The following is a 15,823-nucleotide window of genomic DNA, read 5'->3' on the forward strand; positions in this document are numbered from 1 at the left end:
TGCCGCGACCTGACCGCCCTTGACCAGCCTGACCGCCTCCATCTTGAACTCCAGCGTGTAACGCGCCCGTTTAGTCTCGTTCATCTCTTCTCTCCTAAAACTGATTTTGAACCATCAGCTAAGGAGTACGTTTTTCAGGGGCAAGGCCAAAGCTCTGGCGGGCCGATAGAAGGGGACATTCGCTCTTTTCTGCCAACTCATGCGCCCTTTCTTCAGTATTGCGCTTGCGATCATGACCGCAAGCGCCAAGGCAGAAGATGTGCTCTACAAATGTAGCGATGCGAAGGGCAATACGGAATACTCCAGCGTGCCCTGCAAAGGCAAAGTGTTCGATCCTGCCAAGGGCAATGGCACCGTAACGAGTATCGAGATGCCCAGCGGCGGCTCTAAGCCCGCCGCGAAGTCCAGCTCCCCCATTTTGACCCCTGAGCAAAAAGCGCAGTTGGACGAACTGGGAATCAAACCGGGCGGGCCGCCTGTGAAGTCGCTAATCCTTCCGGATAGCTGGCTCAAGTAGAAGTCTCGCCGCCGAGACATCCGCGCTCGTCTGGTGAGCCTCCAGACTTTCAGCCGGTTCCGCTGCATTGCGTGATTCGGGCGATGCCGTAGGTGGATCGTTTCTGATAATACGCAGCTTCCCAGGGAACATCGGGAAATAATCCCAATGATTTGGCTTGCAGCCATGGTGGCGCGAACCGACAATCACTATCTGGCGTCCATAGTGCTGTAAGCCGTGGCGCCCATGAGGCGCGCGACGGGTCAATCGAAGGGAACGAGGAGATTTCGTGGGCTTATTGGCCGGTTCAGTGGCCAACCCGTTGACTGCCTTGCAGGCAGGAGGGGTTGATTTTTTCGATGCGAATCCAAAGCGGCAAGGCACGTGGTTTTCGGTCGCCTTGGTTTTGGTTCTGCATGCGGCCGGCCTCTACGCCATCGCCACCTGGAAACCCCGTTCCGAATGGTTGAGGCTGTGGAAGCCTGTCGAAGTCAGGCTGATTCAGGATGAGTTACCCAAGCCTCCTGAAGTGGTGCCGCTCGATGAGCCGCCCCCCACGCCGAAACCAAAGATCTTTGAGCGCCAGCCAGAACCGCTGCCTGTTGTCCCCCAACCAAGGGTGGAAGAAAAACCGGTTGTGGCGGAACCGCCCGCGCCGGTGATGACCGCGGCGCCTAGCGCCCCCGTGGTGCAGGAGGCCCCCGTTCAGGTGGTGCCTCCGCAACCCGAGGCGCCGCCTCCGCCTCCCGCGCCCAAGGTACAGGCCGCCGCACCGCCGGGGCCTAGGACCGTGGCCCGTGTGGAATACATCCGCGCTCCAGAAGCCGCCTATCCGGTGATGTCGCGCCGCTTGGGGGAGCAGGGCAAAGTCATGGTCCGCGCTCTGGTGGATGAGCAAGGGCACGCCGTGAATGTTGTGATCCAACTTTCCAGCGGAAAGCCGCGCCTGGACGAGGCCGCGAAAAAGGCGGTCATGGGCGCGTTGTTCAAACCTTACCGGGAAGACGGCAGAGCGGAGCAGGTGTATGTCGTGGTCCCCGTGATATTCAAGATGGAAGGCTAAGTCATGCAACAGCAGTTCACTCCCCTCGCCTTTTGGACCCATGGCGACTTGGTTATACAAAGCGTGGCGGTCATATTGCTGCTTTTGTCCGTGGTGAGTTGGTATCTCATCGCCGCCAAGGCCATCGCGCAATTTCGCTTGAGCCGCGCCGCGGAAAAAGCCGTGGACGCCTTTTGGAATGCGCAAACGGTTCCCGAGGCGCTCGAGGCCGCGCGCAAGGCGGACAGCAGCGGAATCTTTTCCGCGCTCGCGCTCACCGCGACCCAGGCGGCGCAAATCCACCATCAACGCGCCACGAAAAGCGTGGGCGCGGGGGTATCCGCCAGCGAGTTCATCACGCGCGCGTTGCGCCAGCGGCTGACAAGATCCAAGGCCCGCATCGATCGCGGGCTGGTGTTCCTGGCGTCCGTGGGCGCGACGGCACCTTTCATTGGATTATTCGGAACCGTGTGGGGGATTTACCATGCGTTGATCGGCCTCACGGGGCAAAGCCAGGTGGTGCTCGATAAAGTGGCAGGCCCCGTGGGTGAGGCCCTCATCATGACGGCGGCGGGCCTCTTCGTGGCCATCCCGGCCGTGCTGGCTTACAACGCCTTCACGCGCGGTATCGGCCTTATCTTGGCCGAGATGGATGGCTTCGCGCACGATCTGCACGCTTACTTCACCACTGGCGAGACCGTACGCATGGGCCAAGTGCGCGCGCTCAAGCCCGTGCAAGCGGCATAGCGGCCATGGCTTTCGGATCTTTCGACGAAGACATTGGCGGCAAGCCCATGGCGGAAATCAACACCACGCCCTTGGTGGACGTGATGTTGGTGCTGCTGGTGATCTTCATCATCACCGCCCCTTTGTTTCATCAAGCGGTACCCATCGATTTGCCGCGCGTGCAAAGCACCAAGCTCGACCAGGAACCCACGGTGATTAATCTTGCCTTGGATAATGCTGGCCAGTTGTACTGGAATGGCGGCCTGGTCCCTTTCGCGGATATCGAATCGCGCTTTGGCGCCGCACTCGCCGCGAGCCCGCGAAATCCGCCGGAACTGCATCTGCGCGCCGACCGCAAGACCGAGTACGAGAAAGTCGCGCAAGTCATGGCCGCCGCGCAACGCACCGGGCTCACCCGCATCGCCTTCGTCACGCAACCTTCCGAAGTGGGCGCGCCCGCTTCCGTGGTTCAAGCGGTACCCGAGACCGATTCTCGTTAATATGATCGCACTAGGCGACGATGCTATGATCGCCCATTGCCGCCCATTAACGCAAGGATGCGAAGAAACCCGGTAAAGAATTCCTTTGCGTCTTTGCGTTGAGGATTTTCTTGATCTAAGGACAACGATGGTTCGCTCGATAACGCTAGTGTCCGCATTGCTCTGCTCCGCATCCGCCGCAGCGCAGGACCTCTCGGCGCAACTCGACGAACGAGTGCGCGCACTGGAAGCGAAAGTCATTGCTTGGCGGCGCGATATCCATCAAAACCCTGAACTTTCCAACCGCGAAGTGCGTACCTCAAAGTTGGTGGCCGCCCATCTCAAAGCCTTGGGTTTGGAAGTGCAAGAAGGCGTGGCTCGCACCGGTGTTATCGCGCTGCTCAAGGGCGGTAACCCTGGGCCCGTTGTGGCGCTACGCGCGGACATGGATGCGCTACCCGTCACTGAAGAGGTGGACCTGCCATTCAAGTCTCGTGCAAGAACGCAATACCTGGGCAACGACGTGGGCGTCATGCACGCCTGCGGACACGATGCGCACGTGGCGATTCTCATGGGCGTGGCCGAGGCTTTGGCTAGCGTGAGAAGAGATCTCCCCGGCACCGTCAAGTTCATCTTCCAACCCGCCGAGGAAGGCCCGCCACCCGGAGAAGAAGGCGGGGCGCCCTTGATGGTGAAGGAAGGCGTTCTTAGCAATCCCAAGCCCGAAGCGATTTTCGGCTTGCATGTGATTTCAGGTATTCCAGCGGGCGTGGTCGCCTACCGGCCCGGGCCATTGATGGCGAGTGCCGACTGGCTCTACATCACCGTGAAGGGCCGCCAGACCCACGGCGCTTGGCCATGGAAGGGGATCGATCCGGTGGTTACCTCCGCGCAAATCATCACGGGGTTGCAGAACATCGTTGCTCGCCAGATTGATGTGTCGAAGGAGCCCGCCGTGGTCACCGTCGCGACCATTCACGGTGGTGCGCGCAAGAACATCATCCCCGACCAAGTGGAAATGACGGGGACGATCCGCACCTTCGACGAAGAAATGCGCAACGAAGTGCACGCACGCGTCAAGCAGATCGCCGAGGCAATCGCGCAGGCCAACGGTGCCCAGGCCGAAGTCAAAATCGAGAAGGCCGCGCCGGTTACCAACAACGATGTTGCGCTAACCGAGCGAATGATTCCAGCTCTCAAACGAGTCACCCTGCAATCAGGGCTACGAGTGCAACAACGAACCATGGTCGCGGAGGATTTTTCCTACTTCCAGCAGCAGATCCCGGGAATGTTCTACTTCGTCGGCGTCACACCAAAGAATGAGAACATGGAAACTGCGGCCCCAAATCACTCGCCGCGCTTTTTCATGGACGAATCGGCTTTGCTTCCCGGAATGCGCTCGCTTGCGGCATTGGCGGTAGACTTCTTGATGCAAAAGTAACTCCGGCTCACTTGCCCCGCTCCAGAAAGTGCGCAAGACGCACTAGCGCCTCGGTATCTCGCGCGCAGTAGCGTTTCAGTGACTGCGTAAGCTTCGTTTTGCGGTCCTCCGGCGTCCCGGGCGCGATGATTTCCATATACGCCTCTTGAGCACCGCCCCCATCGCGCACGTCTTCCAAGTGAGCGTAGTCCATAGCTGGATCGATGGCTGGCATCACGCTCTTTAACGACCAGGATCCTTTCATACTCGGGTGATAGTAGTGACTCTTGGTCAGCGGATGTAAATCCTCGATACTGCCAATCACTTTGGCTATGGGGTCCTGAAATTCCGGAAACATTGCCGCCAATTCTTCGAGGCGCGAACGCTCGAACGATGCGTAGTAAACAAAAATGGGACCTTGTGTGCCGAGCGCTGGCAGCAGCGACACTAGAAATGCTTTCATCGGTGCGCCGCCGGAGGTATCCAGGAATTCTCTGTGTTCTACCCGCCCATCCTCACTTTCGATATGGCAAGACCATTGAAAAGGCAATTGCCGGTAAGGTGTAGTGCCTTCCCAAAACGTAATCGCAGGGTTAATGGTCTCGAAATCCATGAAATAGCGCGGGTAGGGAAACGCTTGCATGACCGGGCGCACCGATTCGTGGAACTGCGCAAGCCCGGATACGCTTGCTCGCCACACCATTGCGTGATTCTCGGAAAGTAGCCGCTCCTTGGGTACCTCCCCGAGGTCTCGGTAGCCCTCGGAAAGAAGAGCGCGTACGGTTTTGCCACCACGGGGCAGAATCGTCACGTGGTATTCAACCAGCCCCGCATGCGCTGAGCAGTAATCCTGGAATGGGCATGAGAAAGGGCTTTGGCACTGGCTACCCATATCGATCGCGGGTTCGCCTTGGCTCAATACCCGCCGCGCGCGCTCCATCCACTTGGGCACCTCATTGCGCAACGGTTCAATCTCCTTGTCCACGGGAACATACCGGAACAATCCTTGGTAGTGGCCATTTCCGGGATAGATGAAGTTTGTATCGATGTGACCAATGGTGAACGCATTTACATCTAGTCCGGCGTTGCGAATTACCCAGGCCTGTATGGCGGCATCGGAGAGATGGTAGTCCTTGACCGAGGTGGGAGCCTTGACTTCCGTGACCGAAATCTCTCCGCGTGAATCGCGCATAAGAATGTCCGCGCGTATAAGCAGGTCTTCGTGCTGGAAGGCTGCTTCAAAAAGGACGCGTGAGCCTGCTGATAGCTGCATTTGGGTTTGGGAAAGTGCTTCGGCAAAATCTTGGTCGTGCCCGATCAATATCCCTTCCGGTAGGAGCCCCCTCGCGACCTCGCCCACGTTGTGTCCCAACACTAAGCCCCGTGCGGCTTGCGAAGAAATTTCGGCGGCGTCCGGCTCGTTCACCTCAAGCCACAAGCGCTTTGAGCATTGCAGAAACGATAGGAGTTTGTTCTTTGACAGTCGCGGCCTAGGCATGGTCTTCTCGAAATGAATCCGGCCAGAGAAGTATAGTCACCGCCGCTATAGGAAGTGTCACGTGGGGGCCCGGTCTATTTCGCCGCGACACATTGGAGCGCAGACAGGCGTTACAGCAGGATTCCCTTTCGGTTCTTGAAGAAATTCCATGGAACTGATCGCGCATTTCGAATAAATCGTCTCACGAAGAGCTGGTGTCCTACGAGAGGCAATAGATTTGTTCGGCGAGAAAATCCTAGGCTAAGGGTTGCTTCGCGCGAGCCGTAAATGTTTAAGCGCGGATTCGGTGCAGCTTAAGGCCCGGTTCCCGTGCGTTTCGGCGATGAGCGCTGTTTCGGTGGCTCCCGAAAGGCAACTTGTGAGAAGTCTTCGAGAAACTGAGAATTTATGCAAAACATATGGGCACACGGGGTGTATTTTTCCGGTAAGCCGGATGGTCTTGAGCCAGTCATACAAAAGTGGGCCGAGTTATATGAAAATCTGGACGGTGCTTTTCCCCAGAGCGCGGATAGCAATTACCTTGAAATCTCTCTGGTGGGATTGTTGGCGACGGCAGCATGGATGGAAGACATTCCGGCAAATGCGGAATGGCCATTGATAAAGGGGGATCAAACAAGGCGGGGCAGAGGCGATCTACTACTCAAATTAAGCGGCCGCCCAACGGCGATTGAAGCCAAGATCGACTGGTATGGCAACTTAGATAAATTCGATCACATTCTGGGGAATTTGCGCAATGCACACCAGAACGCCACGTCGATTCCGGAACAAGTCGTTGAGAACAGATATGGAGTATGTTTCGCCGTTCTTGAGAAGCAGGATCCATCCAGCGAGGAGCTTTTGGATCATGCGAAAGCCCAAATGCAAGAGGAGTGGAAGTTATCGGAATATTTTCTCGCATGGGCAATCAAGAGCACGAAAAAGAGATGCGTCCCGAAGATAAACACCCAGGATGTCTTCTGGTTGGCGTGAAAATCTGACTTGATTCGTTGAACTTACTTCTTTCGGGCGATGATGCATAATCCTCCGAGGATGCGAACCACCGCTTTCTGGAGACCAAGATGCGCCTTATTAACTCTGTTATCGCGTTCCTAGCTTGCCTAACCGCTCAATCGCAAGCCATGGCCGCGGATACCACGGAACCTGGGGGCCCGCTGGATTTTTGTATCGCCGCGGTATTGAGCGAACATCCGGGCATCGTCACGGGGTGGCGCCAATCCGGCGGCGGGCCGCAGCCCCCTTATGCGATTTTCCTGTTGTCGAAGAACGGGAAAATTGGGGAAACCTATTGTGATGCGACAAAGCCAGCCAAATTCGAATTCAAGAGCAAGTCCGGGCTTTACCGCTACGAGATGTATGAACGTGCCATTTTCCCCGAAGACAAGGCGCGCGCTGCCGCACCCCAGATCTTCGTGGGTCCCGCTAGAGTATTGGCCATGGAATTGACGGTGAGCTTTTTCGGCAAGCCGCAATACAGTTACCAGATGCTATTGCCTGGTGGTTACACCGCGACGGTTGAAATCGACGCGGCAGCTGGCCGCCTGATCAAGGCGACGGTGAATTAGCGTCTTCGGTAAAAGGCAGCCCACGCCGCGGCGAGGATAAGTAGCACGAAACAGATCAACGCCCACTCGGGAATCGATAGGCCGAGGAACTGCCAGACCACTTTGGCGCAATCGCCTTCGCCCTTGAACAACAGGGGCAACACCTGGGACAGCGGAAAAGACTCGAGCATGTATTCCAATCCAGGCCCGCACCCGGCCGTGACTGGGGGGTTATGTTGTAACCACACTTGCCGCCCTGCCACGCCCGCGCCAGCACCCGAGAAAAGAACTACGAGCAGCGCGTAGAGAACCCGCCCCCATACCTGCGGATTATGTAGGGCCGCCATGAGCGCGACGATGCCAGTGGCAATGAACGCGTAACGCTGCAAGATGCACAGCGGACACGGCTCCAGATTCATCGCGTGCTGTAAGTAAAGGCCAAATCCCATGAGCCCGGCGCAGGCCAGGAACATGAGCGCAAACATGCCGCGCGGATTGATGAAATCTCCCACCGAGAACATAGGCTAACGGTCCAATGTGATGAGCAAGGCGATCTCCGGTTGGGCGCTACCCGAAATCTGCACCCAGTAATCGGTTTCGCTTTCCAGAGGAAAAATCACTGTTTTCACCAGGCGCTCGCAGCCCTCCAGCATCGCGAATTTGCTGGCCGGCACCGATCCTTTGGGCCCGATGACGTTGATCCAGGCGTGCTGGTTAACCGAGATGCGGTACTTCTTGCCGAATGGCAGGCGTATGAGACCCATCCCGGCATAGGTTATCCCAGCATTGGTTTTCTCCGGAACAGCGGCAAGCCGGACGCGCTCGGAGGGATGCAGTGCGAACTGCACGCGCCGGTCGAGAGGAATGAAGCGCGACTCCGGATCCATCGCAGCAGCGGATTTCATCGGAACCTGATCGGTGATCATCAGCGACCACTCGCGGTTCATGTCCCACGGGTATTGGTCGCACCCCGCGTTGGCGGGGTGCTCGTGCTGCGCGGCGCGCGAAAGCAAGCTCGTAAGACACAACATCATCATCAGCAAAAAGCGCATGAATGCATCCTTATCTTGGTTCCGAGCACGATGTTAGCCGCTTATGGGGGAGCGAACGCAAATGCATGCTCTCTAAAGGCCGAAGGCGATCCGCCTCCGGGCATTTTGCGAAATTCGGCGGCTAGCGTAGGATAAGCGCTCCGGTGCCAAGCCCGGCTTCCCTGGAGTAACCATGGATGAGACCCCGGATTCGACGCTGACGCAGCGTCCCTTCGTGGTGCCTTGCGCGCAGTTGGCGATGGATGCTCCTTTGCGCTGGCTACAGCTAGCCTGGCACGACCTCAAGCGTGCGCCGCGATTATCAATGATCTTAGGAATTGTCATCATGTTGGTCAGCGTGGCGGTTTCGGCGCTGGCGTGGTCGCTCGGCAGGTTCGCATTGCTGGCCGCATTGCTATCAGGTTTCGTGTTCGTGGCACCGCTCATCGCCGTGGGTCTGTACTGCGTGAGCCGGGACCTCGCCGCGGGGCGCACACCGGCATTGCGCCAGTCCTTCGTTCTCGTTCGCCGCGTCGCAGGCCAGGCCGGCGTGTTCGCGTTGGCGCAACTGGTGATCCTGTTGCTATGGTCACGCGCCGGCATGATGATCAACGCGTTCTTTCCGTTCGAGGCGAATGACGCGGGTACGTTGATCGAGTTCCTCGCGATCGGCTCGGCGGTTGGCTCCGTGTTCGCGGTACTAACCTTCGCCACCGCCGCGCTATCCTTACCGATGATCGCCGACCGTGAAGTGGACATGGTCACCGCCTGTGTCTCCAGCATTCACGCGGTGCTGCGCAATAAGCCCGCGATGTTGTTGTGGGCATTCCTGATCGCTGGTCTGACTGTACTCGGATTTCTGACCGCGTTTCTTGGTCTCATCATCATCATGCCATGGCTTGCCTATGCCACTTGGCACGCCTACCGTGAGACGCTGCAACCGGACGGCTGGCCTGTATTGGAATGAAGGCCGGTAGTGCGGTTAACATGCTGGGTAACCGGCTAATGCTTGCGGCATCGATCAACCACCACTGCGGAGGATAGACAATGCAATCACTTTCGCAACGGCCAGTTTGGCTGAAGCTTCTTGCATTTACGCTCTGCGTCTCCTTGGCACAAGGCGCGTTGGCCCATCACGGCTGGGGCTGGGCCACGGACGAGGAGTTCGAGATCACCGGCAAGATCATTCAAGTAAGGCTCGGCAACCCCCACGGCGAGGTGACGCTGGATGTGAAGGGCGAGAAATGGGTGATCGAAGTGGGCCAGCCATGGCGTAACGAACGCGCCGGATTGGCCCCGGAGATGTTTAGTAATGGCCGCGTCATCACCATACATGGCCACCGCTCCGCCAAGCAGAGCGAGCGCTTGGTCAAAGCCGAGCGCGTGATCATCGACGGCAAGAGCTACAACCTCTACCCGGACCGGGAGTCCTGAACGGCGGCGCTCTCGTGTTCGCGGGATGGCTGGCTGCGCTGGAAGCAACCGCGCTTGCACGCGCCCTGCGCGATTCGGTCTGGGTCTACCCCCTCGTTAACGCGGGACACATCCTGGGGGTAGCGCTTCTAGTCGGGTCCATCATCCCACTCGATCTGCGGCTGCTCGGGGCTTGGCGCCAGGTTCCGTTGGCGCCCCTTTGGCGCGTGCTCGCGAGAACCGCCGCCGCCGGCCTCGCGCTGGCCATCGTCTTCGGATCCTTGTTGTTCATGGCGCGGGCCACGGAATACGCCGCCGCCCCGTTCTTTATCGCCAAAATGAGCGTCGTGGGCGCTGCCATGGCGAATGCTTTGTTGTTACACCGGGCGGTCATGCGCGGCAAATCGCCAGACCTTTTGCTCGCCGGTGCAAAGCCATCGCCACACGTGCGGTTTGCCGCAGGTACCTCTCTACTGGCATGGCTGGCGGCACTCACGCTGGGGCGCTTGGTCGGCTACTTCTGAAGCGCAGGAACTTGCACGCCGGGCGGGAGATATCCGGCTCCTGCAATGACGACGCCGGCAATGAGAAATCTTGACGCTGGCCAGCGAGTAATCATCCTCTGTTCAAGACCGTTCATGATCTTGTGCTCCCGGGATGAGGTTGTCGCAGCCGGCAAATCAAGTGCCCGATGATGACGCCCGGGGCTCATCGCGCCCGTACATGAAGCGCAGCAATCCGCGCTCGATCACCGGCCCCGCGATGAGCCCCACCACAATCGCCGCGAGCACGAGGGCGGCGTAGCTTCCCATGGGCGCGTGCCCGCCCGCGAGCCAAAGTCCCGCGAAGGTGGCGGCGGTGTAGGCGCCCAGCGCGAACAGGCTGCCGTGGGCGACGTTCAAAATTTTCATCACACCGTATATCAGGGTCAGCCCCACGGCGACGATGAACATCATGGAAGCGGCCATCACCCCGTCGATGAGGATGGCCGGCAGTTGCTGCAACACGCTATTTCTTGGTCTTCATCCCGGACTTGATCCAGTCCAGGCTCGCCACGCCATCGGGCGGTTGCACGCTCTCGGAGGGATACTGGCGGACGTTGGTCACCGTAACCTGGCCGTTCACCAGCTTGGTGGTGCCGTAAGCGGTGCCGGAGACGGCCTGGTGGCCTTTGCCCAATGCCATGCGCATGCGCCCGCTGGGGGATTGAAACGACATTCCCTCGAAAGCCGCGATCACTTCTTCTTGGCTGGGCCCCACGGCATAGGCCTTCTCCATTTCTTCCTTCACGCCTTTGTTCTCTCCCATGGGAATGGAGGAAGACAGTTTCTTGAGTTTCGCCGCCTCGTAGGCGGACTTAAGTCCCAGGATGCCGAGCGCCGCGCTATAGGCGGGGTAATTAGGATCCAGTTGGGTCTTGGCCTTGTAGATATTTTTGAGCCAGGTATTGAGCGCGCTGTCCGGCGCGAACACGCCGTGGGTGCCGCGGGCTCCGACAATGGTGCCATCGGGGATATTGGTGCCCAGACGATGCAGATAGGGCTCACCGGCCACCAATACCAACTGACTCTTCTTGAACAGTCCGCGCGGGCCGGCTTGCACCATGAAAGCCTCCAGATCGCCGCCCCATAGACTGGAATGGATGACATCAGAATTCGTTCCGAGCAGCGCCGAAATCTCCGCCCCGTATTGCCCCGCCCCGAGCTTGGGCATCTGCGAACTTGTGATCTGCACCTGAGGCTTCAGCACGCCCATGGCGGAGCTGAAGTAGTTCCAGGAATCCTGGCCCCAGGCGTAATTTTGATTGATGCCGCCGTAGGTTTTGGTGTTGGGGTGTTTCTCCAGCAGATAAAGGGCGGCAGCCACCGCGTCCATGGTGGCATGCGGACGAGTGCGAAACACGTACTTGTAGCTCGCCTCCTCGAATATCCGCGGCGTGCCGCAATCGAACAGCACGGTGAGCTTCTTCATCTCTTCTGCCACCGGTGCCACGGCCAGACAATCGCCGCTGGAGATATAACCGATCACGAAGTCCACGCCTTGGCGCTCCACCAGGTTGCGGAATTCGCTTACCTGCTTGCTGGCTCCGCCCGCCTCGTCGATCACCACCAACTCCAACGCAGACCCGCCAAAGCCCTTGCTGTTATAGGGCGGCGGAGCGCTCCCGGCGTTGAGCGATTCGATGATCGCTTCAGCCGCGACCTTGGCGGGTACGCCGAAGGGTCCTGCCGCCGGGCCGGAAAGAAAAGTCACGAAGCCGATCTTGATGGGTCTGGCTTGCTGCGCGAAGGCAGTTCCCGCCAAAAAGACTCCCAGGAAAAGAGTTGCAAGTTTGAACCACGCGTTCTTCATCGGTGTTGTCTCTCTGGCTGAATGAGGAAATCCGGCACGGCGCCGCCGCCAGGCCAGTGAGGGCCGGGAATCTAACAGCTTTGACGGGCCAAGTTCAAGGCCGGCGCGCCGCGTCATGTTTGGGAGGTGTCTGCTAGACTGCCCAGGCACTACACGCGGCGGCACTTTCCTGCCGTGGGTGCGAGACATCATCGATCCGATCGCCATCAAATAAGCGCTGGCGCTCCGCTGGAAGGCAGGGCCATGGGCCCGGCCTATTCTGAAGAATCGCTTCAATTCCTTCCCGTGAAGAGCAAATCGCTCTGATGTTTTCCGGGCTTTTGCCGATCTAGCCCCCGGACAGTCAGAGCCCAAAGGGGCTAAATCACAGGGAGAAGCGGTCATGGACGCAACGAAATACCTAACCAGCGTGAAGGGCCATGCGCTGGTGCTCGGCGGCTCAGGCGGCCTGGGCGCCGAGATCGTGCGCGCGCTGGCCGCTCACGGGGCATCCGCCGTGTCCATGACCTACGGGCGTAACAAGAAGGCCGCGGATGCCATCATCAAGGAGCTGGAGGATAGGGGCATCACCGGTTTCGCGGGCTCGGTGAACCAAACCGACGAGGCGGCTTTCAAGCAGTTTCTCGAAGACGCCACGACCGCCACGGACCAGGAAATTACTTCGGTCGTGAATTCCATCGGCATTTCACCCAATGTCCCGATCGAGGAGCAAACGCTGGACGGGCCGGAGGGATGGCGCCAAGTGTTCGAGGTCAACGTGTACGGCTGCTTCATTTCCACGCGCGCCATTGCCGAACGCATGAAGGCGAACGGAGTGCGCGGCTCCATCGTGCTCATCACCTCGACCAATGGCATCAACTCCCAATCGCAGATTTCCACTCATTACGATGCCTCCAAGGCGGCGCAGGGTCATATGATGAAGATTTTCGCGGAGCACTATGCTCCGGCCGGTATCCGCATCAACGGATTGGCGCCTGGATGGATCGAGACGAGCATGAAAGACACGCTTCCCGGAGAAGAGCGCGAACATGAAATGAGTAAGATCTGGGCACACCGCTTCGCCGAACCGCATGAGATCGCGTCCTTCGCCGCCTTCCTAGCCGGCACGGGAGGGTCCTACGCCTACGGCCAGAACTTCATGGTCGATGGAGGCTACCGCTAGTGGTTTAGTATCCCCGGCTTGCGCATCGGGCAAGGATGGGAAATGAAATCCATTGGGGTTGGGATTATCGGCCTTGGTATGGCGGTGAAGCCCCATGCCATGGCCCTAAAGGAGCTGGCGCCGCGAATTCAGGTGGCGGGAGCGTTCAGTCCATCGCCCGAGCGCCGGCGCGGCTTCGCGCAAAGCTATGGCTTGCCGGTGGTGGATTCCCTGGAAGCCTTGCTCGAAGACGCCAAGGTACAAGCCCTCATCATCCTGACGCCACCACGTACCCACGCCGAACTCGCGCTACGCGCGGCCCGCGCCGGAAAACATGTCCTGTTGGAAAAGCCCATGGACGTGGCCTACGCCGAAGCGAAAGCTATCGCGGATGGGGTAGCAGCGGCAGGTAAGCGCATAGGCGTCGTGTTCCAATTTCGTTTCCGGCCCGGCGCGATGGCATTGCGCCAGCTCATGCAAGAGGGCGCGCTGGGCGATTTGCTTAGCGCATCCGCCTCTATCCGCTGGTGGCGCGGATCGCAATACTATGCGGAGCCCGGCCGGGGAACCCTGGCGCGCGACGGCGGTGGTGTGCTGTTGACCCAAGCCATTCACACGTTGGATTTGATGTTGAGTTTGGCCGGGCCGGTAGAAAGAGTTGCCGCGCAATGCCGCGCCAGTACGCTGCGCCCCAAGACCATGGACACCGAGGACATCGCGTGCGCCGCGCTCACCTTTCGCAACGGCGCGGTGGGCGTGATTGACGCCACCACCACTGCATACCCCGGCTACCCCGAACGTATCGAATTGGCGGGTACCAAGGGTTCCGCGGTATTGGAGGCCGAGAGACTGACCGTCAATCTTCACGGGAAAGCCGCGCAGGTCATCGAGGGCAGCCTCGCCGGAGGTGGCGGCGCCGATCCCATGGCCTTCCCCCATGAGCCCCACAAGAAATTGATCGAAGATTTTCTCGATGCCATCGAGCACGATCGCGATCCGTACGCGAGCGGACAATCGGCGTTGCCGGTGCACGCGTTGATCGATGCGATGTTGCAATCTTCTTGTACAGGCACATGGGCTGAAGTGGGTACATGAAAACCGCATACGAAGCCGGCAACGCTCTTGAAGCTCACATGCTGCAAGATGTCTTGCGGCGGGAAGATGTCGAGGCAGGGATTCATGGGGAATTTCTGCCAGGAGCTATTGGTGAGTTGCCAGCGGCCGGTCTAGTGCGTCTTGTCGTGGCGGACGAAGATTACGCTCGCGCCCGGGCGGTGATCGAGTGTTGGGAAACCACTTCAGTGGCTGATCCCGCCCCCATGCCGGCTAAACGTACCCCGAGCCGACTCGTCGCGGCCGTGGCGGGGCTCGCTATCGGCATTGGCGGATCCTATGCCTACTTTCGCGCACCGGTCATGGTCGATGGAATCGACTACAACCGGGATGGTGTGCTCGACGTTCGATGGATTCGCTCACCCAGCGGAATAGCCGTCGAGGGTCGTATCGATCGCAACTTCGATGGAAAGACGGACTACATCGAATATTTTGATGAGAACGGATACATTAAGCACGCCGAGGCCGACAACGACTTTAATGGGGTCTTCGAGACGCGCCACCAATATTCCTTGGGCAACGTCGTAGCAACCGGCGTGGATACTGATGGCGATGGCCTCCCTAACCTGAAGTCGCATTACAAACACGGGGTCGCCGTGTCCACGGAATACATCAATCCCTTCTCGGGCCAAGTCTTTCGTGTCGAGCATTATGACCTTGGAGGAGTTACTCGTGCGGATGTAGACACGAACGCAGACGGAAAAGTGGACAAACGCCTGATCTACTCTCCAGCGGCCGAGATCGTGCGTACAAAGCAGACCGAGCCGGCAAGGTGAAACCACTTTCGCACCGGCGTGTCGTACTGGTTTCAAGAGGAACTATCCTATGATCAAAATCCGCGGAGCACAAGACCGCGGCGCCGCCGAATTCGGCTGGCTGCATTCGCGCCACACGTTTTCGTTCGGTCACTACCGCGATCCCGAACACATGGGATTCTCCGACTTGCTGGTCATCAACGATGACCGCGTGGAACCTGCCATGGGATTCGGCCGTCATCCCCACCGGGACATGGAGATCTTTTCCTATGTGCTGGAGGGGAAGCTAGAGCACAAGGATTCCATGGGCACGGGCTCGGTCATCAATGCCGGCGAAGTGCAGATGATGAGCGCCGGCACGGGCGTCACGCATAGCGAGTTCAACAGTTCCAAGGATGAACTCGTCCACTTTCTTCAAATCTGGATCGAACCCAACAAAACGGGCGTCGCGCCCCGGTACCAGCAGAAGTATTTCTCGGATGAGGAGAAGCGAGGACGGTTTCGCCTCATCATTTCCCCCGATGGGAATGAGGGTTCCCTCGGCGTTTACCAGGATACGCGGGTCTATGCCGGCCTGTTCGAGGGTGGCGAGGCCAGCACATTATCGTTACCGCCCAACCGGTACGCCTACGCGCACTTGGCGCGTGGAAGCCTGAAAATGAACGGCATCGAGTTGTCCGCGGGCGATGGCGCGCGCGTGATGGGCGAGAGCGCATTGCGCTTCTCGGACGGAAGGCGGGCGGAAGTGCTGGTCTTCGATTTGAGGCCCACCGAATAGCCACCAAGCCGGCGATAATGGCGGCAGCCACCGAGCGA

19 protein-coding genes are annotated in these 15,823 nt (G+C 58.9%); 14 read left to right on the forward strand and 5 right to left on the reverse strand.

Features of this window, described 5'->3' with window-relative positions; genetic code table 11:
* Positions 1 to 199: 199 nt before the first annotated feature.
* From EXR36_07535 to EXR36_07555, 5 genes are all read left to right on the forward strand, one after another.
* Complete coding sequence (locus EXR36_07535; protein ID MSQ59484.1) at positions 200 to 517, forward strand: DUF4124 domain-containing protein; 318 nt, start codon at positions 200 to 202, stop codon at positions 515 to 517.
* Between the two features lie 268 nt (positions 518 to 785).
* Positions 786 to 1,559 carry an energy transducer TonB gene (locus EXR36_07540; protein MSQ59485.1) on the forward strand — a complete coding sequence of 258 codons (774 nt, stop codon included), beginning with the start codon at positions 786 to 788 and terminating at the stop codon, positions 1,557 to 1,559.
* A gap of 3 nt (positions 1,560 to 1,562) precedes the next feature.
* Complete coding sequence (locus EXR36_07545; protein MSQ59486.1) at positions 1,563 to 2,285, forward strand: MotA/TolQ/ExbB proton channel family protein; 723 nt, start codon at positions 1,563 to 1,565, stop codon at positions 2,283 to 2,285.
* Positions 2,286 to 2,290: 5 nt separating this feature from the next.
* Positions 2,291 to 2,764: a biopolymer transporter ExbD gene (locus EXR36_07550; GenBank protein ID MSQ59487.1), complete on the forward strand. Its 474-nt coding sequence runs from the start codon at positions 2,291 to 2,293 to the stop codon at positions 2,762 to 2,764.
* Positions 2,765 to 2,891: 127 nt separating this feature from the next.
* Positions 2,892 to 4,184: an amidohydrolase gene (locus tag EXR36_07555; protein ID MSQ59488.1), complete on the forward strand. Its 1,293-nt coding sequence runs from the start codon at positions 2,892 to 2,894 to the stop codon at positions 4,182 to 4,184.
* A gap of 7 nt (positions 4,185 to 4,191) precedes the next feature.
* Here EXR36_07555 and EXR36_07560 read toward each other — a convergent pair whose 3' ends face one another.
* Positions 4,192 to 5,661, reverse strand: coding sequence for a DUF2779 domain-containing protein (locus EXR36_07560; protein MSQ59489.1), 1,470 nt, complete (start codon positions 5,659 to 5,661; stop codon positions 4,192 to 4,194).
* Positions 5,662 to 6,048: 387 nt separating this feature from the next.
* On the opposite strand from EXR36_07560, the gene EXR36_07565 reads away from it, so the two are divergent.
* Positions 6,049 to 6,630: a hypothetical protein gene (locus EXR36_07565; GenBank protein MSQ59490.1), complete on the forward strand. Its 582-nt coding sequence runs from the start codon at positions 6,049 to 6,051 to the stop codon at positions 6,628 to 6,630.
* A gap of 149 nt (positions 6,631 to 6,779) precedes the next feature.
* Positions 6,780 to 7,223 carry a hypothetical protein gene (locus EXR36_07570; GenBank protein ID MSQ59491.1) on the forward strand — a complete coding sequence of 148 codons (444 nt, stop codon included), beginning with the start codon at positions 6,780 to 6,782 and terminating at the stop codon, positions 7,221 to 7,223.
* On the opposite strand, the gene EXR36_07575 is transcribed toward EXR36_07570, so the two are convergent.
* Both EXR36_07575 and EXR36_07580 read right to left on the reverse strand, forming a co-directional pair.
* Positions 7,220 to 7,723, reverse strand: coding sequence for a disulfide bond formation protein B (locus EXR36_07575; protein MSQ59492.1), 504 nt, complete (start codon positions 7,721 to 7,723; stop codon positions 7,220 to 7,222). The genes EXR36_07570 and EXR36_07575 overlap by 4 nt on opposite strands.
* Positions 7,724 to 7,726: 3 nt before the next feature.
* Positions 7,727 to 8,254: a hypothetical protein gene (locus EXR36_07580; protein MSQ59493.1), complete on the reverse strand. Its 528-nt coding sequence runs from the start codon at positions 8,252 to 8,254 to the stop codon at positions 7,727 to 7,729.
* Positions 8,255 to 8,426: 172 nt separating this feature from the next.
* On the opposite strand from EXR36_07580, the gene EXR36_07585 reads away from it, so the two are divergent.
* The 3 genes from EXR36_07585 to EXR36_07595 all read left to right on the forward strand — a co-directional run bounded on the left by EXR36_07585 (position 8,427) and on the right by EXR36_07595 (position 10,170).
* Entirely contained in the window at positions 8,427 to 9,200 is a 774-nt protein-coding gene (locus EXR36_07585) for a DUF2189 domain-containing protein (protein MSQ59494.1), read from the forward strand.
* An 80-nt stretch (positions 9,201 to 9,280) separates the two neighbouring features.
* On the forward strand, positions 9,281 to 9,667 hold the full coding sequence (locus EXR36_07590) for a hypothetical protein (GenBank protein MSQ59495.1): 387 nt from the start codon (positions 9,281 to 9,283) through the stop codon (positions 9,665 to 9,667).
* Between the two features lie 14 nt (positions 9,668 to 9,681).
* Positions 9,682 to 10,170, forward strand: coding sequence for a hypothetical protein (locus EXR36_07595; protein MSQ59496.1), 489 nt, complete (start codon positions 9,682 to 9,684; stop codon positions 10,168 to 10,170).
* A 156-nt stretch (positions 10,171 to 10,326) separates the two neighbouring features.
* On the opposite strand, the gene EXR36_07600 is transcribed toward EXR36_07595, so the two are convergent.
* A complete protein-coding gene (locus EXR36_07600; protein MSQ59497.1) occupies positions 10,327 to 10,614 on the reverse strand; it encodes a hypothetical protein in 288 nt (95 codons plus the stop codon).
* Between the two features lie 40 nt (positions 10,615 to 10,654).
* Positions 10,655 to 11,998: an ABC transporter substrate-binding protein gene (locus EXR36_07605; GenBank protein MSQ59498.1), complete on the reverse strand. Its 1,344-nt coding sequence runs from the start codon at positions 11,996 to 11,998 to the stop codon at positions 10,655 to 10,657.
* 382 nt (positions 11,999 to 12,380) lie between these two features.
* On the opposite strand from EXR36_07605, the gene EXR36_07610 reads away from it, so the two are divergent.
* Genes EXR36_07610 through EXR36_07625 form a run of 4 tightly spaced genes read left to right on the forward strand, consistent with a single transcriptional unit; the run spans position 12,381 to position 15,785 of the window.
* A complete protein-coding gene (locus EXR36_07610) occupies positions 12,381 to 13,160 on the forward strand; it encodes an SDR family oxidoreductase (protein MSQ59499.1) in 780 nt (259 codons plus the stop codon).
* A 42-nt stretch (positions 13,161 to 13,202) separates the two neighbouring features.
* Positions 13,203 to 14,234, forward strand: coding sequence for a Gfo/Idh/MocA family oxidoreductase (locus tag EXR36_07615; GenBank protein MSQ59500.1), 1,032 nt, complete (start codon positions 13,203 to 13,205; stop codon positions 14,232 to 14,234).
* The gene (locus EXR36_07620) at positions 14,231 to 15,028 is read left to right on the forward strand and encodes a DUF2007 domain-containing protein (GenBank protein ID MSQ59501.1); all 798 of its coding nucleotides are present in this window, start codon (positions 14,231 to 14,233) and stop codon (positions 15,026 to 15,028) included. The genes EXR36_07615 and EXR36_07620 overlap by 4 nt, the downstream gene beginning before the upstream one ends.
* 49 nt (positions 15,029 to 15,077) lie before the next feature.
* Positions 15,078 to 15,785 (forward strand): pirin family protein, encoded by a 708-nt coding sequence (locus EXR36_07625; protein MSQ59502.1) that lies wholly within the window; start codon positions 15,078 to 15,080, stop codon positions 15,783 to 15,785.
* Positions 15,786 to 15,823 lie beyond the last annotated feature (38 nt).

The organism is Betaproteobacteria bacterium (assembly GCA_009693245.1).
GTDB lineage: Bacteria > Pseudomonadota > Gammaproteobacteria > Burkholderiales > SHXO01 > SHXO01.